22 protein-coding genes are annotated in these 21,501 nt (G+C 35.3%); 12 read left to right on the top strand and 10 right to left on the bottom strand.

Going from position 1 to position 21,501, the window contains the following annotated elements:
- Positions 1 to 109: 109 nt before the first annotated feature.
- From HAV12_RS10970 to HAV12_RS10940, 7 genes are all read right to left on the bottom strand, one after another.
- Positions 110 to 1,003: an AraC family transcriptional regulator gene (locus HAV12_RS10970; protein ID WP_171569699.1), complete on the bottom strand. Its 894-nt coding sequence runs from the start codon at positions 1,001 to 1,003 to the stop codon at positions 110 to 112.
- A gap of 62 nt (positions 1,004 to 1,065) precedes the next feature.
- Positions 1,066 to 2,034, bottom strand: a complete 969-nt coding sequence (locus HAV12_RS10965; RefSeq protein WP_171569698.1) for an MBL fold metallo-hydrolase — start codon at positions 2,032 to 2,034, stop codon at positions 1,066 to 1,068.
- A 21-nt stretch (positions 2,035 to 2,055) separates the two neighbouring features.
- On the bottom strand, positions 2,056 to 2,613 hold the full coding sequence (locus HAV12_RS10960; RefSeq protein WP_171569697.1) for a carboxymuconolactone decarboxylase family protein: 558 nt from the start codon (positions 2,611 to 2,613) through the stop codon (positions 2,056 to 2,058).
- Positions 2,614 to 2,715: 102 nt separating this feature from the next.
- Positions 2,716 to 3,228: a RidA family protein gene (locus HAV12_RS10955; protein WP_171569696.1), complete on the bottom strand. Its 513-nt coding sequence runs from the start codon at positions 3,226 to 3,228 to the stop codon at positions 2,716 to 2,718.
- Between the two features lie 90 nt (positions 3,229 to 3,318).
- Positions 3,319 to 4,233, bottom strand: coding sequence for an alpha/beta fold hydrolase (locus tag HAV12_RS10950; protein ID WP_171569695.1), 915 nt, complete (start codon positions 4,231 to 4,233; stop codon positions 3,319 to 3,321).
- Positions 4,234 to 4,805: 572 nt separating this feature from the next.
- Positions 4,806 to 4,994: a hypothetical protein gene (locus HAV12_RS10945; RefSeq protein WP_171569694.1), complete on the bottom strand. Its 189-nt coding sequence runs from the start codon at positions 4,992 to 4,994 to the stop codon at positions 4,806 to 4,808.
- Positions 4,972 to 5,679 (bottom strand): AAA family ATPase, encoded by a 708-nt coding sequence (locus HAV12_RS10940; RefSeq protein WP_197984791.1) that lies wholly within the window; start codon positions 5,677 to 5,679, stop codon positions 4,972 to 4,974. Before HAV12_RS10940 ends, HAV12_RS10945 begins: the two co-directional genes overlap by 23 nt.
- A gap of 304 nt (positions 5,680 to 5,983) precedes the next feature.
- Here HAV12_RS10940 and HAV12_RS10935 point away from each other — a divergent pair, with 304 nt between their 5' ends.
- The 3 genes from HAV12_RS10935 to chrA all read left to right on the top strand — a co-directional run bounded on the left by HAV12_RS10935 (position 5,984) and on the right by chrA (position 8,263).
- Positions 5,984 to 6,175 (top strand): hypothetical protein, encoded by a 192-nt coding sequence (locus HAV12_RS10935; protein ID WP_205423370.1) that lies wholly within the window; start codon positions 5,984 to 5,986, stop codon positions 6,173 to 6,175.
- Positions 6,176 to 6,705: 530 nt separating this feature from the next.
- Positions 6,706 to 7,140 (top strand): DoxX family protein, encoded by a 435-nt coding sequence (locus HAV12_RS10930; RefSeq protein ID WP_197984790.1) that lies wholly within the window; start codon positions 6,706 to 6,708, stop codon positions 7,138 to 7,140.
- Entirely contained in the window at positions 7,133 to 8,263 is a 1,131-nt protein-coding gene (gene chrA, locus HAV12_RS10925; protein WP_171571673.1) for a chromate efflux transporter, read from the top strand. Before HAV12_RS10930 ends, chrA begins: the two co-directional genes overlap by 8 nt.
- A 280-nt stretch (positions 8,264 to 8,543) precedes the next feature.
- Here the strand turns inward: chrA and HAV12_RS10920 are convergent, their stop codons facing one another.
- Complete coding sequence (locus tag HAV12_RS10920) at positions 8,544 to 9,797, bottom strand: S41 family peptidase (protein WP_171569692.1); 1,254 nt, start codon at positions 9,795 to 9,797, stop codon at positions 8,544 to 8,546.
- Positions 9,798 to 10,011: 214 nt separating this feature from the next.
- On the opposite strand from HAV12_RS10920, the gene HAV12_RS10915 reads away from it, so the two are divergent.
- The 3 genes from HAV12_RS10915 to HAV12_RS10905 all read left to right on the top strand — a co-directional run bounded on the left by HAV12_RS10915 (position 10,012) and on the right by HAV12_RS10905 (position 13,003).
- The gene (locus HAV12_RS10915; RefSeq protein ID WP_171569691.1) at positions 10,012 to 11,142 is read left to right on the top strand and encodes a sensor histidine kinase; all 1,131 of its coding nucleotides are present in this window, start codon (positions 10,012 to 10,014) and stop codon (positions 11,140 to 11,142) included.
- Positions 11,139 to 11,843 (top strand): LytTR family DNA-binding domain-containing protein, encoded by a 705-nt coding sequence (locus HAV12_RS10910; RefSeq protein ID WP_171569690.1) that lies wholly within the window; start codon positions 11,139 to 11,141, stop codon positions 11,841 to 11,843. The genes HAV12_RS10915 and HAV12_RS10910 overlap by 4 nt, the downstream gene beginning before the upstream one ends.
- 269 nt (positions 11,844 to 12,112) lie before the next feature.
- Entirely contained in the window at positions 12,113 to 13,003 is an 891-nt protein-coding gene (locus HAV12_RS10905) for a PD40 domain-containing protein (RefSeq protein ID WP_171569689.1), read from the top strand.
- Between the two features lie 165 nt (positions 13,004 to 13,168).
- Here HAV12_RS10905 and HAV12_RS10900 read toward each other — a convergent pair whose 3' ends face one another.
- Complete coding sequence (locus HAV12_RS10900) at positions 13,169 to 16,444, bottom strand: M1 family aminopeptidase (RefSeq protein ID WP_171569688.1); 3,276 nt, start codon at positions 16,442 to 16,444, stop codon at positions 13,169 to 13,171.
- Positions 16,445 to 16,454: 10 nt separating this feature from the next.
- Positions 16,455 to 17,327, bottom strand: coding sequence for an ABC transporter ATP-binding protein (locus tag HAV12_RS10895; RefSeq protein WP_171569687.1), 873 nt, complete (start codon positions 17,325 to 17,327; stop codon positions 16,455 to 16,457).
- Between the two features lie 200 nt (positions 17,328 to 17,527).
- Here HAV12_RS10895 and HAV12_RS10890 point away from each other — a divergent pair, with 200 nt between their 5' ends.
- The 6 genes from HAV12_RS10890 to HAV12_RS10865 all read left to right on the top strand — a co-directional run bounded on the left by HAV12_RS10890 (position 17,528) and on the right by HAV12_RS10865 (position 21,357).
- On the top strand, positions 17,528 to 18,322 hold the full coding sequence (locus HAV12_RS10890; RefSeq protein WP_171569686.1) for a sensor histidine kinase: 795 nt from the start codon (positions 17,528 to 17,530) through the stop codon (positions 18,320 to 18,322).
- Positions 18,319 to 19,023, top strand: coding sequence for a LytTR family DNA-binding domain-containing protein (locus tag HAV12_RS10885; RefSeq protein WP_171569685.1), 705 nt, complete (start codon positions 18,319 to 18,321; stop codon positions 19,021 to 19,023). Before HAV12_RS10890 ends, HAV12_RS10885 begins: the two co-directional genes overlap by 4 nt.
- A 125-nt stretch (positions 19,024 to 19,148) precedes the next feature.
- Positions 19,149 to 19,601 carry a GNAT family N-acetyltransferase gene (locus HAV12_RS10880; RefSeq protein WP_171569684.1) on the top strand — a complete coding sequence of 151 codons (453 nt, stop codon included), beginning with the start codon at positions 19,149 to 19,151 and terminating at the stop codon, positions 19,599 to 19,601.
- A gap of 145 nt (positions 19,602 to 19,746) precedes the next feature.
- On the top strand, positions 19,747 to 20,469 hold the full coding sequence (locus HAV12_RS10875) for a YafY family protein (RefSeq protein ID WP_171569683.1): 723 nt from the start codon (positions 19,747 to 19,749) through the stop codon (positions 20,467 to 20,469).
- Positions 20,470 to 20,520: 51 nt separating this feature from the next.
- Positions 20,521 to 20,979: a GyrI-like domain-containing protein gene (locus HAV12_RS10870; protein ID WP_171569682.1), complete on the top strand. Its 459-nt coding sequence runs from the start codon at positions 20,521 to 20,523 to the stop codon at positions 20,977 to 20,979.
- Positions 20,980 to 20,985: 6 nt separating this feature from the next.
- Entirely contained in the window at positions 20,986 to 21,357 is a 372-nt protein-coding gene (locus HAV12_RS10865) for a DUF1801 domain-containing protein (RefSeq protein ID WP_171569681.1), read from the top strand.
- Positions 21,358 to 21,501: the final 144 nt, after the last annotated feature.

The raw sequence follows: 21,501 nt of genomic DNA, 5'->3' as shown, positions 1-21,501 counted from the left end.
TCTTTTAAAAACTAAGTTTTTCAATGTTATTTTTTCATAAACTTCATAAGTATTTTGTTCCCAATACTTTAAGTGGCAAAATCCTAAATAATGAAGCCTATAAGATACCTTAAACGGCTATTTTGACCTCTGATTTGGAGGATCTCAGAGAATCGCGGTAAATTTGCGGCGAAACATTGGTACTGTTTCTAAAGTAACGGCTAAAATGATACTCGTCTTTGAATCCCAACCCATAGGCTATCTCTTTTACGGATTTACCTGTCATATACAAATCCCTCTTAGCCTCTAATACAATCCTTTCCGAGATCAGGTTGGTCAGGGTTTTATTAAGATGTGTTTTGGTAATCTTAGACAAGGACTTGGGTGATATTTTTAAAACCTCGGCATATTCACTCGCGCTGTGCTTTTCCCTGAAATGGGCATCGATAGCATCCTTTAAGTTCTGCAGAATAAAAGGATGTTCCTGATCGGACAATGGAATTTCTGCCGCAACGCTTTGCTGCATTTTTATTCTCGACGCATGAATCATAAAAATCTTCAATATCGAAACCAAAATATCATGCTGCGCCAAAGCTGTTTTCTGCACTTCATTAATTAATTGTACAATCAAAACCTCAAACAGCACAGCCTCTGATTCTGTGATGGTAATAAAAGGCGGATCATAAATATTATTGAAAATAAGACCACAGAATGCAATTTCTTTTTGGTGTTTCATCAAACAGAAAAACTCAGGATGAAAATCAATACAAACTCCTTTAATTTCTTCTTCTGCCTCTAAAACAAAAGGCTGAAAAGGAGACAAAAATAAAATACTACCCGCTTTAATTGGGAATTCTGAAAAGTCAACTTTTATATTGGCGCTGCCTTCCTTAAGCCAGATGATAGAAGAATAAGCCTGCTCCTGTAACGTTTTAAAGGCAGCATCGTCCTCGAAATGTCGGATTCTAAAGGCTAAATTTTTATCTGCCGAATTGATAAGCGATAAGGTGGAGTCTATAATCATGATCCTGGCTTTTGATGAATTACAACAAATTTAAACAATTTCTTTAAAATAGTTTCTGATTTTTACTGGTTACGGCCCAGCGTACTATAAGGAGCCGGAATCCATACAAATCCGTCCTGTGCTGTGCGGATTCTGCCAATCCCCGGAAAGGAGATATGATCCGCCGCAATAAGATAACCTTCCTTAGCTGCCAGCTGATAGGCTTTTACCCTTTGGGTAATGGCTTTCTGCTGGTCAAAATCAAAATCGTTGAGCAGCTCCGGCTGGTGCAACTGCACGGCAGCTACATGAATCAGATCACCCCAGAACACTAGTTTATCGCCCTTACTCTGAAGTACAAAGACCGTATGACCTGCTGTATGTCCCACAAATTCTACTGTTTTGATCTGTGGAAGTAAGTCCACATCACCCTGAAATGGTTTTACTTTTCCAGCGTCCAGATACGGTTTCATGGCCATAAAGGCAGGTCTGTTTTGTGTGACACCTCTGGAATCCTCTTTCTTGGCTTCGAGTCTTTTCATCCAAAAATCAATCTCTTTTTGATTGACATGAATAACGGCATTAGGAAATAACATTTTGTTATTTAGCGTTAATCCTCCCGAATGATCCACATGAATGTGTGTAATTAAAATATCGGTAATAGCCTCAGGGCTATAGCCTGCTTCTTTCAAAGAAGCGCTAAGATGACCTCCAAAAGCTCCAAAAAGACTCCCTGCCCCTGTATCCACAAGAATGAGTCTGTCTGGGGTCTTGATCAGATAGGTATTAATAGATACCTCTACAGGATCTTTCAGATAAGCCCGATCCAGCAATAGATTGATACTTCCTGGTTCTTTGGCCGTCAGCAGCTCATTGGCACTCACCGCTACGGTACCGTCGGAAAGTGCGATAACTTCTGTATCGCCTATTGTTATAACCTGATAACCGGATTGTGTGGTTTTGCTTTGTCCGAAATTAAGTCCGAAAGCAAAAAGAAGAACCGTTAAGAATACGTTACTGATGCTTCCGCTGTGATAAAATTTAGATTTCATTTTTTCTTTTTTTTGTATTAATTAAATTTTAGCCTTCAGACCATTGCTGGTGATATCAGGAAAATCAATGGCAACCTGGGAAGCATTGGCAATAAAGTTGGTAAAGATCTCAAAAGCCGTATGGGCTATGATTTCTGTTATTTGCCTGTCGTCAAAACCTTCCTTTTGCAAAGCCTGCAGATGCGCATCAGAGGGCTTTCCTTTGTTTTGCATGAGATTGATTACAAATTCCAGTACAGACTGGGATTTGCTTTTGCATGATTCTCCTTTTCTGGCCAATTCGATGGTCTTCGGGTCTATTTTTAAGATAACGCTCGAGATAAAAGTATGGGAGGTCAGGCAGTAGTCGCATCCATTGACATGGGCAACAGTCAGCGCAATCTGCTCAGACAAGGTAAAGCCGATCGAACTTTCCTTTAATGCTTTGCAGGACAAGAGGTAGCTGTTTAAAACCGCTGGAGAATTTCCCATTACCCGCATCATGTTGGGCACCATTCCTAATTGCTGCTCTACCGTATCAAAAAGATTTTTAATTTCTCCTTCTGCCTTTTGTGGATCCAACGCCTGTATCCTTTTCATTTCACTTTATTTACTCGATTATTATAATACAAAGGTCAGGCAATCCGACCGTGCCCGGAATGGCGATTTTTCTCTTTATGATGGATGTTTTTCCCCAGGTCTTTATTTCAATTCTACAATGAGTTCAACTTCAACAGCCATTTGCATTGGCAGTGAAGCCACTCCGATGGAAGTGCGCGCATGTTTGCCGGAATCACCAAAAACTTCTACCAGCAGATCTGAAAAACCATTGATAACCCTGGACTGCTCGCTAAAAGAACCTGCTGTATTGACATAACCGTTGACTTTGACAATTCGTTTGATTTTATCCAGACTGCCCAAGTATTTTTTAAGCACTGCCAATTGATTGATGGCAGTCAATCTCGATGCCTGATAAGCCTGCTCAGTAGTCAGGTCCTGCCCTGCTTTGCCTGTGATATAAGTGCCATCAGCCCTTAAAGGGCCTTTACCTGAGAGATAAAGAATATTTCCAACCTGAACTACATCCACATAACTTCCAAGTGAATTGGAAATCTCTGGCAATTGAATTCCCAATTGATTAATCTTTTGATCGGCAGTCTGCGCTGCTACGGTAAAGCTTGTGATGCTAAATAATAGTATAAGTATATTTTTCATTTGATTTAAAATAAGAAGGGTTAAAAAATAAGTTGTTGTAACTAAAAAATGCTGTCTTTGAAAAGACAGCATTTTTTTATTGAAGCATTATTATTGAATGAATTTGATTAGTTCGGCATTGAATTTTGGAAGCTCTTCGATAAATAAAGCATGACCGCTTTTTTCAAAAGGAACCAAAATGGAATTCGCGATGGATTTGTGCATTTGCTCAGCAAGTTCATAAGAACAGATTTTGTCCTGTGTCCCATGAAGGATAAGGGTTGGTATTTTGATCTTTTTTAAATCTTCTCTTAGATCAGAATCACGAAGCGTTTTCATAGATTCTCCCATAGCGTAAGGCGAAGCCTGAGCCTGAATGGTGCCTAACCAAGCTCCTAACCCCGGAGAAACACTGGTTTGGTTGGCAGGGAAAATTTTTCCAAAATTTTCAAATAACTGTGGTCTGTTGGTATTGTTTAGTGCAATAAGCCCGTTTACATCTTCTTTTGTCCAAAATCCATAATTAAAGTCTGGTCTTTTGGTCCATACCGGAGCCGCAGCGCCAAACAAAGCCAATTTCGAAACGTGGGCTGCATTGTATTTGGCTACATAATGAATCACCGTGGCCCCTCCCATAGAGAATCCGCCGATAGTGGCATTTTCAATTTTTAATTTGTCCAGAATTACTTTGATGTCATCTGCGTATACGTCATAATTATAAGCCCCGCCTGGTTTGTCTGAAAGACCAAAGCCTCTTAGCGTAATACCGATCACTCTGTAACCTTTTTGAATTAATTCTGCGTATTGGTATTCGTACATCGCATCACTTAGCGGCCATCCATGAATCAATACCACTGGTTTTCCTTCACCTAAATCAGTTACGTGCAGTTTTACATTTTTCTCCACTTCAATAAATTCTTCTCTGCCTAAACCTGCCGGTTTTCTTTGACTTTGAGAAAAAGCAGCTGTTACTACTATTAAGAACACTGCTACACTTGTTACGATTGTTTTTAAACTGGTTTTCATTTTCTTTACGTTTTAATTGTTAATTTTTAAAAATTTGTTTTTCTAATTGGTTTACCATAATGATTGTCAATTCTATAAAGCAAAGATCTTGCAAAGCTCAGCCGGATGAAATGGCTGATTTTCTCTTTATAATGGATAATTTTTTCAAATGACTTTACGCATTCCTTGTTTGTTATTGACAGGACAAAATTGGCTGATCTGTAATCATAAATCAAATTAATAATTTTTACATTTTATAAATAAAATTTATAATAGTAGTAATAAAAAGTAGGTAGATCGACTGAATCCATTTAAATACAATAGGTTAACAAAAAACGACAAGCACATAGAAATTCCCTGAGAATACTTCATAACTATAATAATTCAAATTGAAGCCATAAGATTTAAGATTAAAATTGCATCTTAAAAGTGCACATATCGAAATCAGGTTAAATAAAAAAGGACACCTAAGTAAGTGTCCTTTTTCAATTTATGTAAACCTTTTCTAAAACGGCTTGCTTTAAAATATCCTTCTTTTTCTAATTTCTCTTCTTTTATTAAAATAAATCACAAGAGAGAAATTGTATTTTTTCCTACTGCTCCATTTCCTTTTGTTTCATCAAAGGCTTTTGTGAAATCGCTCCATGGATAGTTGTATCGATATGAATCTTCAAACCGTTTTTGGCCAGTATGCCCAAATTTTGCAGGTATTCTTTGGTTGGTTTTAAAACAAGAATAATTACAAACCTGAAAGGTGATTTAATGATTTTTTGTATTATCATGATCTAGCAATATATCGGTCATATTCTTATAATTATTGAGAAAGCCTTTCGTCACTAAGTAATGTTCAGTTTCTTCATAATTAATTTGTCGTATTCCCTTTTCATCCAATTGATAGATTATAGCGTTTGGATAAGCTAAAAGAATTGGTGAATGTGTAGCAATTATGAATTGAGAGTTATTTTTTACGTGTTCATCTATTGCTGTCAGAAGGGTTAGTTGTCTCATAGGAGACAAGGCAGCTTCGGGCTCATCAAAAATATACAGACCATTTCCTCCTAATCTTTCAGTAACAATTTTCATAAAAGATTCTCCGTGAGAACATTCGTGTAATGAATACCCTGTCCCTTGAAGGTTGTCGGTTTCCTCCATATATGTTGCAAGATTATAGAAGCTTTCAGCGCGAAGAAAGTAATAATCTTTCGGAAGGCTATAACCTTTCGCAATCTTTAAAAAATTAAAAAGACCTGATGCATTTTCATGAGTGCTAAAACGAGCATTTTTACTCCCACCTTCCTGCCCTAGTCCCATACTTAAAGCAATAGCTTCTATCAATGTAGATTTCCCGGAGCCATTTTCTCCTACTATAAAAGTAACATCAGAGTGAAAAGATAGTTTATCTAAATTCTTTATAGAAGGTATTGTAAAAGGATATTCATCATAACTTCTAACAAGTTCTCTTTTCAATGATATTTCTTTTAAATAGGGTCTGTCTGCTAGCACTTATGGATTAGTTTAATTGAATTAAAGTAGAATGCTCAAAAATAAAACATTTTTATACATAACTACTTTAAATTAAAATTCTCTTCTCATTTTTACGAATCAAATAGGAACAATTGATAATCAATATATTTATAAATTTTCAACAAAATTTACAATTTCCTACTATTAGAAATCCGCTGTAATAATTCTTTAAATTTGTAGTTTATAAAGGGACTAAAAATAACTACTGCTGCAATGCCTTACCATGAAGAAATTTGAAATTAAAAAAATGTTGTCAGACAGCTGGATCATATCACACAATGAGTTTCCTAAATTTACATGCGAGTTTGAGAATGGAAAATTTAATATAAGCAGGACGGTAAATGGACTGGACGATCCATTGGGTAATCCTGCAGAGGTCAAACTTCTTCAAAAAATGGAACAGTGGCTGCTGCGTTATCATAAAGATAAAATGATATAATTTACCTTAACTTAATATTATTTTCTTTACGGATACTATCGGTTAGATTTTCTTTAACAATAAAGGCATTAATAAATTTCATTACTTCATTTTTTTATTCAGGAGTTGCGCTGCCCTGGGGAGTGCTTTATCGCTCTTTATCCCTTACCTACTGGTCTTTTTACCGCAATGGGATTTGTAGCCGTTTTTGCAGGAGCAACTAATACGCCCCATGCCTGTATGTTAATGCAATTGAAATTGAAATATTTGGAGCAGAATGCGGGATTTATGCCGCTTTTGCCAGTGTGGTTTATTATCTGTTATGAGGTCATAATAGTATCTATTACAAACAAGTCGCTGGAGAACCTAAAAATTCTTGTTTTGAAAGCTATTCCGAAAAAAAATTAATTAATTAAAAGGATGAATCTAAAAAAAACGCAAAACAGTAATATCTTTATTCCATAAAAAATTAGTATAAAAATCCATCTCTTTAAAGTTTCCTTGATCCTCTTTATAACAATTACGAACCTTGAGTTTAAATTTTAAACTGCATGAAAATTAAATCTAAAATATTCAATACCGATAATTCCAAAACTACCATACTCATCAGACTCATGACAGGAGCCGTATTTCTCTCTGAAGGCATTCAAAAATTTCTATTCCCCGAAACCTTAGGTGCTGGCCGGTTTGCGAAAATTGGATTACCATCTCCTGAGTTTTTAGGAAATTTTACAGGATGCTTTGAAATTATCTGCGGAATTCTGGTCTTACTTGGTCTATATGTAAGGGCTGCCAGTATTCCATTAATCATTATTATGATTTCTGCCATTGCCACAACAAAGACGGAAGTTTTAATAGATAAAGGATTCTGGAAAATGCTTCACGAAAGCAGAACCGACTGGGCCATGCTTTTAGGCAGTATTTTCCTTTTAATAAAAGGAGCAGGCTCATGGGCTCTTGACAAAAGATGGTTTAATAATGAATAACAAAACTCCTTTAAAAGAGATTGCAAAACTTTTTCTCAAACTTGGAGTAATTGGTTTTGGCGGTCCTGCGGCTCATATCGCCATGATGCAGGAAGAAGTAGTTCAAAAAAGAAAATGGCTTACCCAGCAGCACTTTCTAGACTTAATTGGCGCAACGAATTTAATACCCGGCCCAAACAGTACCGAAATGGCAATTCATATCGGACATGAAAAAGCAGGCTGGAAAGGTTTGGTCACTGCGGGGCTTTGTTTTATCCTGCCTGCTGTTTTAATTACCGGATTTTTCGCCTGGCTATATAAAGAATATTGGCAGATTCCAGAAGTTAAACCTTTTATATATGGCATAAAGCCCGCTATTATTGCCATTATATTGTCTGCAATTTTTCCACTGGCAAAAAAATCCATAAAAACAATCCAGCTGGGAATTATCGCAGGTGTAGTTTTGCTGCTTTCACTACTAAATTTCAATGAAATAATTTTGATGTTTGGTGCCGGAATACTGGCAGTGTTACTTTATTATTTCAAACTCGATAAGAATAATAACGTGCATTCTTTTATTCCCTTGACACTTTTTCAAATTTCGGATAATCATTTCATGTCGGCAGTAGACTGGAATTTATTTTTGATTTTCTTAAAAATTGGTGCCATTTTGTATGGAAGTGGTTATGTGCTTTTCGCTTTTCTCCATGCTGAATTAGTTGTAGCTGGACTTTTGTCCAGAACACAATTAATTGATGCGATAGCTGTTGGACAGTTTACCCCCGGTCCGGTTTTTTCAGCAGTAACTTTTATCGGCTATCAAATTAATGGTTTTTCAGGAGCTTTATTTTCAACTATTGCCATTTTCTTACCATCTTTTATTTTTGTTGCATTACTAAATCCACTGGTTAAAAAAATGCGGCATTCTCGATTGTTTTCTACATTTTTAGATGCTGTAAATGTGGCATCCGTAGCCATTATAATTTCCATTTGTTTAGAAATGGGAAGCGAAACTTTCGTTGACTGGCGCACTATTTTAATTGCTTTATTAAGTATTGCCATACTATTTAAATACAAGAAAATCAACTCCGCTTTAATAGTTTTAGCAGGTTCTATAACGGGATATCTGCTAACTTTTGTCTAAATTTTGAAAACTAGAATAACTAGAATAAATGATTTAAACTTTACGACCGAGTAAGGTTCTGGTTTTCTATTAAAATAATAGCCGAAGAGTTTTTTCTTATAGCAATTAAAAATTATAAATTACTAATAATTGATACTCTCACTGACATTAATGTCTGAAAACCTTTAAGATAATTATCTTAAAGGTTTTATTTTTTTTGCAATTTCCATCCTTCCTCTCATGCCCCGGAGCCCCCTAATAATAGAAGTTATGGCACCAATGAGCTATGGTCGATTTTTTCTTAATTCTTGCTTTCTAATTTCTGGATCATTGATTTTGCCGAATCTAAAGTAGAGTCTAATTCTAAAGCTTTTTTGTATGCTTTTAATGCGTTCTTTTTATCTTGATTTGCAAAATACGCTTCACCTAGACTATCCCAGGAATTGGAATCATTTGGAAATAATTTTACATTCTCCTGAAATACGATAATAGCATTATCAACCGATTTATCTTGTAAAAAAACGTAGCCAATTTTGTTTAGTGTAGTATTTTTGTTTCTTTTAAATGTTTTTTCAATAGCATCAACATACGCATACACAAAAGCGTCTTTTTCGTTTGTTTTTATAGTAGGCTGAACACCTTTTCCCTCCCAGTTGCTTTTAGTGACTGGATGAATAGATTGTATGTAAGGTATTGATATTGTAAATTCGTCATTTAAATTAACTCGTTTTGTTCTGTTAGCACCGCCCTTAGTAATTTCGCCTACTACAGTTGCTTTGTCTAAATGCTTTAAAGTATAAGCAAAGGCTTCTGCTGCAGAAAATGTATTCTTGCTGGTTAAAATATAAAGTGGCTTGTTTATACTTCTTTTTCCAATAACATTTTCAAACGAATACAGTTGCGTTTTTGTATTTGTTTTTCGTTCATAAAAATCACTTAACAAAACGGGGGTTTTATCAAAGAAGTAACTCGATAATAACTGCATCATACTAGGAACACCGCCTCCATTTGAACGTAAATCGATAATAATTGCGTTGGTATTGCTTAAAAAATTCATAGTAGCTGATGCAGTTTCTTCTGCATATTTTATATCTACAAACTGGGTTAAATTTAAATAGCCAATATTTCCATCCAGTATTTTTGCTTCTTCAAATCCGTAATTAACTTCTGCCATTTGCAAAGCTGTTCTTTTCTCCATCTCTAGCTGTTTTTCCTCAGAAACAACATGCTTTTCCTGAGCGATACGCTCTGGTTCAAATCGAACTTTTAGATGCAGGTCTTTACTAATGCTTTGTAAATCTTCGGTTATTGTTTTAGAAAATTCATCAGGACTTGTTATTTTATTATACTTATTGGATTTTAAATTTTTATCCAGCTCAGTTATCATTTTTTTTGATAAATCTAAATCGATATAAGATTCTTCAAGATGAGTCTTTACTGCTGATACAACGGCATTTTTCTCTTTAGTATTAAATATACGTTTAGTGTCTTGTGCCACTGTATTTTGCACGATTACAAATAGCATCAAGAGCATTGTTTTAAAATGGGCTTTCATAATGTTTTAGTTTTAAATATTTATAATTTTCAGCAAACATATCCCTAAACTAAAAGTGGGTAAAATATTTATCACAAACTGGTTAATAATAATCACATACAATTGATTTGTGTTCAAATCCGGTTTAAGCCTAAAAAAGCAGCGTTTGTGCTTATTTTAAGTGAATTGGTGCAGATTGTACTGGGAAAAAGTCATTTTTTGTTAATTTTGACTCATGATTGAATTTCTTAAAAAGTACAAAGCCTTTTTGTATGGATTACTACTCCAAAGGATTGCAGTAGATGTACTGCTGTACTTTAATTTTATTTACATTGATGATTCTGGAACAATAGCGAATATGCTAAGTTTTATTTTTAGCTGGTTTCTAATCTCTTTACCCATTCATTATTTTTCGTTTTTAAAAAAGCATAAAACCATTTCTCTAAAGTTGCTTATTCTGCTTTTTGTTTTTTTTGTAATCATTATAAATGATCTGAATTCCAAAATAATTGACAATCCCATAACCTTTATCGGATTAGTTTGCGTTGGATTGTCCTTTTTTGCCATCATAGCTCCTTCTTATTTCAAAAAGTATGCGTTGATTGTAATGGGTTATTATAGCTTGGTTTTGGGTTATTTCTGCTATCTAAGAGTATATATTAACGATATAAATAGATACTTTCAGCAGGAAAAAGAAATAAAAATCATCTTGACAGCACCTTTTTTTGTATTGCTATTAACTTGGTTTTATCAGCAATGGAAATGGATGAAAACAATAGAATCAAAAAAAACAAAAGCAGAATTATCTTTGTTGAAAAGCCAGATCAATCCCCATTTTTTTTTCAATACTTTAAATAATTTATATGGTTTAGTAATAGAAAAATCTGATGATGCACCAAATGTTATTTTAAAATTATCAGACATAATGCGTTATACTATTTATATGGGAAAAGAAGATGTTGTACCATTAAAAGAGGAAATAGAATACTTAACGAACTATATTGAATTGCATAAAATACGATACCAAAAAAGAGTCGATATTGTGTTTAATCATAGTCGTGAAATTAATTATCAAATTGCACCATTACTATTTATTATTCCGTTGGAAAACGCATTTAAGCATGGCGTAGAAAGCATAACCGAAGATGCTTATATTCATATTAATATAAACATTGATAGTGATAGTGATATAATTTATTTTGACATTGAAAACAACTTTGAAGCACGGGAATCCGGGGGAACTGCCGGTATTGGAATACAGAATCTAAAACAGCGCTTAAAATTATTATATCCTGACAAACACAAAATAAAAATAGATGTTAAAGATTCTATTTACAAATTAGAACTTAAAATAGAAATGTTATGATTCGCTATTTAATTGTTGATGATGAACCTATTGCCCATCGCATTATTGAAAATTATTGCGAAAATTTGCCCTATTTAGAAAAGAAAGGAAGCTGTTATAATGCCTTTGAAGCCTTACAATTTTTGAATGAAGATACTGTAGATTTACTGTTTTTGGACATTAACATGCCCAAACTATCAGGTTTCGATTTTTTAAAAACCCTACCCAATCCACCCAAAATAATTGTCACTACAGCCTACAAAGAATTTGCAATAGAAGGGTATGAACTTAATGTTTCTGATTACTTACTAAAGCCCTTTAGCTTTGACCGATTTCTAAAAGCCATTAACAAAACATTTGATAGTGCTCAAAATAAAAAAAGTAGCGCTGCATTGCCACCAAACGAAACAGAACCAAATATAAATAGCTTTTTTTTAAGAGGTGATAAAAAGCACCATCAAATTCATTTTGAAGATTTATTATTTATAGAAGCTTATGGGCATTACACCAAAGTGTATTTAAAGAATGAGATGATTGTTAGTCCTCAAAAAATTTCTGATTTGGAACAGTTGCTTCCAAAAAATAACTTTATAAGAACCCATAAATCTTTTATTGTTGCTAAAAATAAAATCAAACAGATTGAAGGCAACAGAATATTAATTGATGTGTATAAAGTGCCAATTGGAAAAACCTATAAAGAAAATATTTTGATCTTTTTATGATTTCATTTTGCAAGTGATACAGAAAAGTCCGGGCTTTTTGCAAAATTGGAACAGACTATCAAATAAATAGGAAAAGAGTTTTGAAAAAGGATATGCAAATTATATATGGAAAGAATTTTATCAAAATGTATTTCGAAAAGAATAGAAAAAACAAAACTAGAAGAAACATATAATTCAACAATTCATTGGATAATTATTATATAAGGAGATAATACAACTGAGTTTTTTTTCACAGACTGACGTTAGTTAGAATTAAAACAAATTAAGCAATGAGAAATAACATGATTAAAATTACAGTACTGCTATTTGTAATATTTTTAAGTGCCTGTAAAACAAAAAAGTATAAAACAAAGAAAAATAATCCTTTAACAGAAGAGAACCTTTACTATGGAAATAAACCACCAGGATTAACCCCCGAAATTTTTGTTCCTAAAAAGAGCACCTCTCAAGATTGGGTATTATGGAATACAGACTCTTTAGATATGGATGAGTTCTATTTTACACATGAAGGTAACGACCCCTTTGAGCCTCTCGTTGTTGTGTATAGAAATGAAGGTAATTATTACAAGGTTAATAAATATAGCTTTAAACATAATCCTAGCGATAGAAACATCTTATACTCTAGATGGAACTACATAGAGCGTAAAGATTCTGGTTGGTCCAAAATTAAAAGCCTAGGCTCCATGTTTGATAAGGAAGATTTGGGTATTATGGTGATGTCAGTATCTTCTAAAGGCACTCTTGTTTTTGACGATTATAAAAGCAATGACGGAATCCGCATATCAAGAATAATAGACGGTAAGCGTGAAGAACCAAAACTACTCGGTAAGGAGATTAACTCAGGAGAATGGACAGCTCACCCCTTTATAGCACCTGATGAATCCTACTTAATTTGGGATAGCGAGAGACAAAATGGATATGGCAAGTCTGACCTTTATATCAGTTTTCGTCAGCAAGATGGTTCATGGGGTTCAACTATCAATATGGGAAATAAGATAAATTCAGAACTAGTAGAAAATGGTGCAAGATTAACACCTGATGGAAAATATTTGCTCTTTGAAAGGTCAGAAGAAAAAGTAAGGGAAGATGGAAGCAAATATTGGGAGTCAAAAAAATATTGGGTTGATTCTAAAATCATTGAACGGCTAAAACTAGAATAACTATAAAATTTGTAACTAATTGTTGTACCGCTGTACAATCAAGAATTTAATGAAAAGCTAAATTTAAATATTCAAAATGAGACTTAAATAAAAGAACAAAGCCACTGTCTTGAAGTAGCTTTGTTTTTCTTTATATACGCAATAAGAAACCGATATTTCTTTTCTTTACTCAATGCTATTCACATGTTCAAACAAATCTGTTATAACATGTTGTTTCGAATCCGGAGCTACTTCTCGGAAATACTTAATTAAGTCAAAGGTAGTTGCATATCGATTTAGCTTGTTCGGGTTATTGAAAGAATGCCAATCATTCAGAAAATGCTGTAATGCTGTGTTTACATTTTCTTCACCAATTTGTTTCTGCAATTCATACATAGAGAGTACTCCTTTGTTGTAATAGATATGTTCTTCATTTTCAACCAATGCCAGCGGCAGTTCTTTCTTGCTGGACTTTAAGTTAGCTTCTGTATATTCATTCAATTGAAACTTCAAAAATTGCTGAACTTTTTCATCCGGGTATTTTTCTTTAAGCACCATTATGGCAGAATACTGCGCTAGTGTTTCCAAAATCATATTTTGTCCCTGTACGTTTGCAGCTTCCAATTGCAAACCCCACCATTGGTGAGCCACTTCATGGGCAGTAATATAAAATGCCATGTCTACATCTTTTTTATCATCAATGTCCATCACAAAACCGATAGCTTCCGAAAAAGGAATAACACCTGGCAGCGATTGAGCAAATGTGCGATACCTTGGAAACTCGACAATACGGAGATGGTTGTATTGGTAAGGACTGAAATGCTTGCTGTAATAATCCAACGAAATTTTCATAGATTCCATCATACGCTTCAGGTTGTACTCATGTCCTTTGTGGTAATAAATTTCTAAATCAACAGGCCTTTTTGAAATATTGCCCGATGGAATACGGGTGTTTCTCATTACCTCATACCTGCCTGATACAATGGGATAAAAATGGATGATCCGTTGATTGGTTTTGTAATGAAAATAATTGCGCCCGCTTGTATTCCATGTCGCTACTAAATCGCCAGAGGTGAGTGCTGTTTGTGGCACTTCTGTACTGATTACTATATCTAAGGTGATTCCATCCGAATCACTTCCGCTACGTGCATTCACCAATTCTCTTACATCATCCCGCCTGGCTTTTTTCAGTCGTGGAGCCAACCCAAAATCTTTTCGATTGTCCTGATCCTGAAGTTCATATTTTTTCTGATAACCAAAACCCGGCAACACCGCATTGTCAAAGAAAGTGCCATTATATACTACATCTATCTCAGAATTGTCAGTTTCAAAACCCTTCGGTCGTAAGGTTTGTTTAAAATTCATTTTTAGTGTATCACCGGATGCCAGCGGTTGGCTCAATTGGTAAATGGTATAATGATATTTCTTATACCTGCTATTTATTCTTGAGTCACGATCAAAGCTTACATCTGTTAATTCTACGTTTGCTTCTATTAGTTTTTGTACATGAATTTCCTTAATGGATACTTGCGATGTATTGACAACAATATAATAACCTTTTATTTCATAGGCTCTTTTTGATGGGAACAAATCATTTTTTAGCTTGATAGCTGTAATTTTCGGCTGCGGAATATATTCAAACTGCTTAAGCGCTTTTTCATAACCAGCTCTAAAATCATCTTGCCGACCCTTAGTCCAAAACTCATTCAGCACATTGTTATTATAAAAGATATAACTTCCAATACTGATGAAGAGCGTCAGGCAAACTAAACTGAAAATTCTCAACGATTTCACCATTTGCTTTATTCCGCTCGTCCATCGTTTTCTCAACCCTGTTTCGGTTCCCTTTGCCATCAAAATACTTGCGAAGATCAAGAGCAGCAAACCAAACAATACCCAATAGATTTTTACCCAGAGATAAGCGCTCAGAAAGTGCCCATAACCATTCATATCAGAGTATGAGGCCAGTGCCTGTCCACCAAAGTTAAGTAAGGCATGTTCCAAACCAAATACGCCAATGGCTACATTGATGACAGCAAATGCGATGGTGGCGAACATCCCTATAAACTTGTTTCCCGTAAGGGCCTGAAAGAACATGGACGCAAATGTATATAAGGCCAGAAATGGAAATAGCTCTAAAAAAAATCCGAAGAAATAGACACCCAACTCGTAGCGATAGTAGCCGTTTAATGTTTGAAACAGCACTCCGGCAGCAATGAGTGAGAGCATGACAATGGCATAGATAAACAGTAATCCGAGAAATCTGCTACTTAGATTAACAAAACTAGAGAGCGGAGTTGCATCATGAATTAGGTCAAGCTTTACGTCCTTTTCCTTCCACATAATCTCACCAGAGTAAAAGACTAAAATAATCATGAAGAAGTAAATGGACATCTCCCGCAATTCTTCAATAATGAAATAGGTGGTTGGATAACTATCTACGTCATAGGAAGTGCCTAAGCTCACCGAATTGACAATAATAACAATGAAGCAGCACAGAATAATAGCCCAAAAGGAAATGAGCCTGAGAATGGACACGCTATGAAACCAGGCATTGAGTAACAACTGAACGACCTGCGCCTTCATATCATAAGCAGGTGTAACCGATGGCATGCTCTTACTAAAAGTAACTCGTAACGTTTTATTTTTTTGTTGCTGTTTTTTATGGAAAGTCTTTTCATTGATGACCATCAATTTAAACTTGATATAGCCAATCGTCAGCACCAACATGCCCAAGCCTATCCAGAAGAGTTTGTTAAGCAGCATAATACCCGACACCGGAATAAGAGAAGAGTTTCTATCCATTACCGTCCAGCCTTTGGTTGCTTTAGTTAAAGTAGTAAGCGAAAAGGGATCTAACAACGCTTGAAAGGTTTCATTCGTAATACCTTTGGTAATCATGAACAACACAAAAATGACCACACACTGAGTGTACACAACCATCAAATTTTTACTGAGTGCACCAGTGGCAAAAAAAACAGAAGCACCAAAAAACAGGGTGGGCAAAACCACCCAAAGAAAGGGCTGTAGGTAATTAATAAATTGAAAAGGCAAAAATTCGTTGGGATCATTCCATGGCATAAATTCTCCCGCCATCATTCCCCAGAGCAGAGCACTAAAAATAAGTAGTAACACAAAAAATGATCCTAAAAAACGGCCCAACAGATAATGTTTTTTGGAGATAGGGTTAACATAAATAAGTGAAGTAACGTCGTACTGAAAATCACGCAGTACAGGAACACCCATAACAATTGATGCAATAATCATCGACAATCCCGTGATTGCCCCCATGGCTTTAGCAATTACAAGTGGAGAATTCTTCTTCACTAATCCTAAATCTATTCCCTGAAAGACAAACTCGATGCCTACTGCTGAGAATAAAAATAGAAGCAAAAAAAAGAAATACGTTTCAGGTCGCTTCAATCTGTATTTAATTTCAAATAGGAAAAATTCGTATAACATCTGGTAAAAATTAAGAGTTAAGGATTTGAGACATATAAACATCTTCCAGGTTGGCATCAATAAGTTTGAACATTGAGCCTGGGTGCGCGTCACTGATTATATGCACAATTTGGTTTCCTAAATACAGGCGTTCACTGATGACCTGATATTCGTTTTTGTATTGTTCCAATTCGTTTTTGTGTATGATTTTCTCATATAACCGCCCCTGCAGGTTTTCCATAATTTGTACGGGATTTCCCTGAATAAGCACCTTGCCTTTGTTGATGATGGCCATCCTGGGGCATAACTCTTTCACATCTTCTACGATATGCGTGGAGAGAATTACGATGGTACGCTCGCCCACCTCACTTAATAGATTATAAAAACGGTTGCGTTCTACAGGATCTAATCCTGCTGTGGGCTCATCTACAATCAGCAGCTTAGGATTGTTCAGCAATGCCTGTGCAATGCCAAAGCGTTGCTTCATTCCTCCGGAAAACTCACCCAGTTTTTGCTTTCGCACTTCATACAGATTTACCTTATGAAGAAGCGCATCTACAATTTCTTTACGCTCTTTTCTATTCATAATTCCTTTCAGCACTGCCAGATGGCTCAATAGCATCTCTGCTGATAATGCCGGATATACCCCAAATTGCTGTGGCAGATAGCCCAATACTTTTTTTAATTCATTCTTGTTTTCTAAAATATTGAGACTTCCCATTTTAATGCTTCCACTATCAGCCTCCTGCAAGGTTGCTATAGTACGCATGAGTGTTGATTTACCTGCGCCATTTGGTCCCAGCAGGCCAAACATCCCCACGGGTATTTGTAATGATACGCTTTGAAGTGCCTTAACACCGTTACTGTATGTTTTAGAAAGGTCAGATATGATCAGATTGTCCATGATTAATTTAATTTTGACCCAATATTATGGTGAATTGAATGGATAAAAAAAGAAGAGGGACAGATATATGAAGGACAGGTTTGAATGACTGGTATCAAGTGACAAAAGCACTTGCCACTATAAACAGTACGCTCATCACATCGACAGGTACATTTGTAACAACTCATTGATCAGCTTGAATTTTTGTGTAATTTTGCAGGATGACTTTCCTACAAAAACCTTTTAATAAGCAGCGGCTTCAAAAGCTCGTACCCTACTTTTTCATCGTGGCCACCATGTTAATTGTGGTTTTTAATGATTTTTTTGGAAAAGAAGAAGATTATCATATTTTCATTCTGCTGTTTTTCATTTCAATGATAGTCTGGATGATACGCTGGTTAATTATTCAGATTAAAATCATACTCCGACTAAAAAAAGACAAAACGCAAGCTGAATTAATGCACTTGAAAAGTCAGGTTAATCCACACTTTTTTTTCAACACCTTGAATAATCTGTATGGATTGGTAGAAAAAGACACCGCTAAAGCACAGCAGTTAATTCTTAAACTCTCTGACATGATGCGGTACAGTATTTATGAAGGGCAAAATGACTGGGTTGCCTTAGCGGATGAGATTACCTACCTTGAAAATTACATGGATTTGCATAAAATGCGATACCATAAGGAGATTACCATTCGCTTTGATATAGATGCAGAAGATCGTAGCATTAAGATCATGCCATTGCTATTTATTATTATGGTTGAAAATGCTTTTAAGCATGGAGTAGAAAAACTGAGAAAAGATGCATTTGTTTACATTCACTTGAAGGCTACATTGCAATATGTTGATTTTGAAATTGAAAATAATTTTGATACCGAAGAGCAAGGCGGGACTGAAGGTATTGGACTGAATAACCTAAAAAAAAGACTGGAATTGGTTTATTTGAACAAACATCAACTAGAAATAGATACTAACCGTCGTGATATTTATAAAATCCGATTAAGACTTACTTTATGAGTACTAAATACATTATAGTGGATGACGAATCGGTGGCACATGACATCATCAAAAAGTATTGCTCGCTGTTGCCCAATATGCAATTGATGCAAGACTGCTACGATGCCATTGAAGCCATTGAATATCTCAATAATCATACAGTAGATTTAATTTTTCTTGACCTGAATATGCCTAAACTACAAGGTTTTGAATTTTTAAAAACACTGTCTCATTCACCAAAGGTAATTGTTACCACTGCCTACAAAGAGCATGCCTTAGAAGGTTATGAATTAAACATTGCCGATTACCTACTGAAACCCTTTTCATTCGAACGTTTTTTGAAAGCGGTCAATAAGGCACGTACAGATACTCCGAAAATACAATCTAATATGCACAACGTTGTTAGCGATACCAATCAGGAAAGGCTTTTTCTGCGTTCAGACAACAAATACATACAAATTGTGCTTGATGATGTTTTGTTTGTGGAGTCTTCGGGCAACTATATTAAAATTGTGCTAAAAGAAGAAATCATCACCATGCGTGGAGCATTATCTTCGCTATCGGAGCATATTCCAACACAAGGGTTTGTTCAGGTACATCGATCGTTTATGGTAGCAAAGAAGCACATCAAACGGATAGAAGGAAACAAGATATTTATTGATGATTACACTGTTCCTATTGGGAAATTGTTTAAGTCACAATTTGATCGGCTTCTCAAATAGAAGCATCAAGATTTCGATTATCTATTTAGAATGGTCGTGCTTTGAAAGACAGTATTTAGCGTAAAACTAAATTTCCTCAATACTTTATTTCGTAAATTTGGATGTTAGCAGTAATTAAAAATAACATGAAATACGAAATAGACAATATTAAAAAAAACGAGTATAATGAAGTTGTCAATATTTGGGAAGCCTCTGTTCGGGCAACGCATCACTTTTTAAAAGAAGAAGATATTCAATATTTTAAGCCACTTATCTTCAATACCTATCTAGATGCTGTTGAATTGAAGTGTATAAGAAATGAGAAAGGTGAAATAACTGGTTTTCTTGGAGCAGCAGATCAAAATCTGGAAATGTTATTCATTCATCCGGACTATAGAGGCAGACAGATTGGAAAAGCATTATTGAATTTTTCAATTGAAAAAATGAATGTGAGAAAAGTTGATGTAAATGAACAAAACGACCAGGCAGTAGGTTTTTACAGAAAATATGGATTTGAAACCACAAGTCGTTCGGAATTGGATTCCTCTGGAAAACCATATCCAACTTTACATATGGAATTAAGAATTAACTACTGCTAAAACCCGTTTTGAGAGATTGCAATTATGTGGTAAATTCACGCTTGCCTTTCCAAAGAAATTTAGTAACAGAAAATACCCGGTTAAGAAGCTCGCAGCCTCACAAAGGGACGGTACGGAGTAATATAAAAAAAATTTATAGTTTGCAATGAACGATAACGATACAAAGCGGCTTTCCAGATTAACTGCAATTTTGACCCAATTACAGACCAAGCGATTATTGACCGCAAGCGAACTGGCTGAAACATTCTCAATTAGCAAACGAACCATCTATAGGGACATTAAAGCACTGGAACAAGCGGGCGTTCCAATACTGACAGAAGACGGTAAAGGTTATACCTTAATGGAAGGTTACCGAATTCCACCTGTCATGTTTACCGAAAGCGAAGCCAATGCGCTAATAACCGCAGAAAAGCTTATACTTAAAAACAAAGATGCTTCACTTGTAAAAGAATATTCGGGAGCCATCAATAAGATAAAATCTGTTTTACGCATCAACACCAAGGACAAAGCAAATTTGCTTTCTGACCGGATTGTATTCAGACAAAATGCTGGCAACGACCGAACAAGCAATTATCTCTCAACGCTGCAATTGGCCTTGACGAACTTTTACCTTGTCAGGCTAAAATACCATTCGCCTGATAGTGACCAGATAACTGAACGAACGATCCAACCTTTTGCCCTTTACAGCACACAGGAAAATTGGCTTCTCATTGCTTTTTGCCTGTTAAGACAGGATTTCAGAGCCTTTCGACTGGATAGAATTCAGAACCTGACCACACTCAATGAACAGTTTGAACCTCATAAAATGACCTTACAGGAATACTTTGAAATCTGCAGGAAAAAATATTCTTCCCAACCCCTGACATAGGGTTGTCGCAACCCCATTTTATTTTTGTGACTGAACTAAAATATTTCAAAAATGAGAAAAGTAACTATTGGGCATTTTAAAGTAATCGGCATTTCTGTAAGAACCACAAACCAAAACAATCAGGCTGGAAAAGATATTGCAGATTTGTGGAACAGATTTATGAATGATAAAATTTCAGAAGCAATTCCAAACAAAATTGACAACACGGTATATTCAATATACACTGATTACGAAAGCGACCACACAAAGCCTTACACGACAATATTGGGCTGCAGAGTAGAAAATCTAAACGATATACCCAACGGAATGATTGGTAAATCGTTTGACGGCGGAAACTATGTAAAACTATCAGCTAAAGGAGATTTGTCCAAAGATTTGATTATAAACAAATGGCTGGAAATTTGGCAAATGGATTTAGAAAGAGTCTTTACAGCAGATTTTGAAGTTTTTAGTGAAAAAGCACAAAATCCGACCGATGCAGAAATAGATTTTTTAATTGCTGTAAAATAGAAAAAAATGGTTGAGCAGCTTGATAACTACTATCTGAATAAAGAAGAACCAAACAAGGGATGCCTGCTTGCATTACGGAGTATTATTCTTAACCAAGACACAAATGTTACTGAAACGCAGAAATGGGGAATGCCCTGCTTCTGCTATAAGAAAAAAATATTTTGCTATTTGTGGACTGATAAAAAGACATACGAACCTTATATCCTTATGACAGAAGGAAAATACCTTGACCATCCGGAACTGGAAGCAGGCGATCGTTCCCGAATGAAAATTTTCAGAGTTAATCCCAATAAAGATTTACCCATAAGAGCAATTGAGAACATTTTGCAAAAAGCGTTGGACTTGTATAGAACAGGTACAATAAAATTAAAAGATTGACCGGCAGAAAAGTTAATCTAATATTTAGCTATAGCAAGAGAAGAAACACTTTATTCAGAAAGTCTAAAAGCAAAAAACCGACCTATTAAGTCGGTTTTGCTCTTTATTATTTCCTTCATCACTATTATTAAACTGAAAACTTTT

The sequence above is a fragment of the Flavobacterium sp. CLA17 genome, from assembly GCF_013112255.2.
Taxonomy (GTDB): Bacteria; Bacteroidota; Bacteroidia; order Flavobacteriales; family Flavobacteriaceae; genus Flavobacterium; species Flavobacterium circumlabens.
The sequence above is the reverse complement of the archived record's forward strand: the minus strand, read 5'-3'. Positions and strand labels throughout refer to the sequence as shown.

What these genes read in the sequence shown, in the direction of transcription:
- HAV12_RS10950 (WP_171569695.1), bottom strand. Translation starts at nt 4,233, where the DNA reads ATGAAAACCAGTTTAAAAACAATCGTAACAAGTGTAGCAGTGTTCTTA.
- chrA (WP_171571673.1), top strand. Translation starts at nt 7,133, where the DNA reads ATGAATAACAAAACTCCTTTAAAAGAGATTGCAAAACTTTTTCTCAAA.
- HAV12_RS10970 (WP_171569699.1), bottom strand. Translation starts at nt 1,003, where the DNA reads ATGATTATAGACTCCACCTTATCGCTTATCAATTCGGCAGATAAAAAT.
- HAV12_RS10875 (WP_171569683.1), top strand. Translation starts at nt 19,747, where the DNA reads ATGAACGATAACGATACAAAGCGGCTTTCCAGATTAACTGCAATTTTG.
- HAV12_RS10865 (WP_171569681.1), top strand. Translation starts at nt 20,986, where the DNA reads ATGGTTGAGCAGCTTGATAACTACTATCTGAATAAAGAAGAACCAAAC.
- HAV12_RS10910 (WP_171569690.1), top strand. Translation starts at nt 11,139, where the DNA reads ATGATTCGCTATTTAATTGTTGATGATGAACCTATTGCCCATCGCATT.
- HAV12_RS10955 (WP_171569696.1), bottom strand. Translation starts at nt 3,228, where the DNA reads ATGAAAAATATACTTATACTATTATTTAGCATCACAAGCTTTACCGTA.
- HAV12_RS10885 (WP_171569685.1), top strand. Translation starts at nt 18,319, where the DNA reads ATGAGTACTAAATACATTATAGTGGATGACGAATCGGTGGCACATGAC.
- HAV12_RS10965 (WP_171569698.1), bottom strand. Translation starts at nt 2,034, where the DNA reads ATGAAATCTAAATTTTATCACAGCGGAAGCATCAGTAACGTATTCTTA.
- HAV12_RS10880 (WP_171569684.1), top strand. Translation starts at nt 19,149, where the DNA reads ATGAAATACGAAATAGACAATATTAAAAAAAACGAGTATAATGAAGTT.
- HAV12_RS10870 (WP_171569682.1), top strand. Translation starts at nt 20,521, where the DNA reads ATGAGAAAAGTAACTATTGGGCATTTTAAAGTAATCGGCATTTCTGTA.
- HAV12_RS10930 (WP_197984790.1), top strand. Translation starts at nt 6,706, where the DNA reads ATGAAAATTAAATCTAAAATATTCAATACCGATAATTCCAAAACTACC.
- HAV12_RS10905 (WP_171569689.1), top strand. Translation starts at nt 12,113, where the DNA reads ATGAGAAATAACATGATTAAAATTACAGTACTGCTATTTGTAATATTT.
- HAV12_RS10960 (WP_171569697.1), bottom strand. Translation starts at nt 2,613, where the DNA reads ATGAAAAGGATACAGGCGTTGGATCCACAAAAGGCAGAAGGAGAAATT.
- HAV12_RS10915 (WP_171569691.1), top strand. Translation starts at nt 10,012, where the DNA reads ATGATTGAATTTCTTAAAAAGTACAAAGCCTTTTTGTATGGATTACTA.
- HAV12_RS10945 (WP_171569694.1), bottom strand. Translation starts at nt 4,994, where the DNA reads ATGATAATACAAAAAATCATTAAATCACCTTTCAGGTTTGTAATTATT.
- HAV12_RS10890 (WP_171569686.1), top strand. Translation starts at nt 17,528, where the DNA reads ATGACTTTCCTACAAAAACCTTTTAATAAGCAGCGGCTTCAAAAGCTC.
- HAV12_RS10900 (WP_171569688.1), bottom strand. Translation starts at nt 16,444, where the DNA reads ATGTTATACGAATTTTTCCTATTTGAAATTAAATACAGATTGAAGCGA.
- HAV12_RS10935 (WP_205423370.1), top strand. Translation starts at nt 5,984, where the DNA reads ATGTTGTCAGACAGCTGGATCATATCACACAATGAGTTTCCTAAATTT.
- HAV12_RS10895 (WP_171569687.1), bottom strand. Translation starts at nt 17,327, where the DNA reads ATGGACAATCTGATCATATCTGACCTTTCTAAAACATACAGTAACGGT.
- HAV12_RS10920 (WP_171569692.1), bottom strand. Translation starts at nt 9,797, where the DNA reads ATGAAAGCCCATTTTAAAACAATGCTCTTGATGCTATTTGTAATCGTG.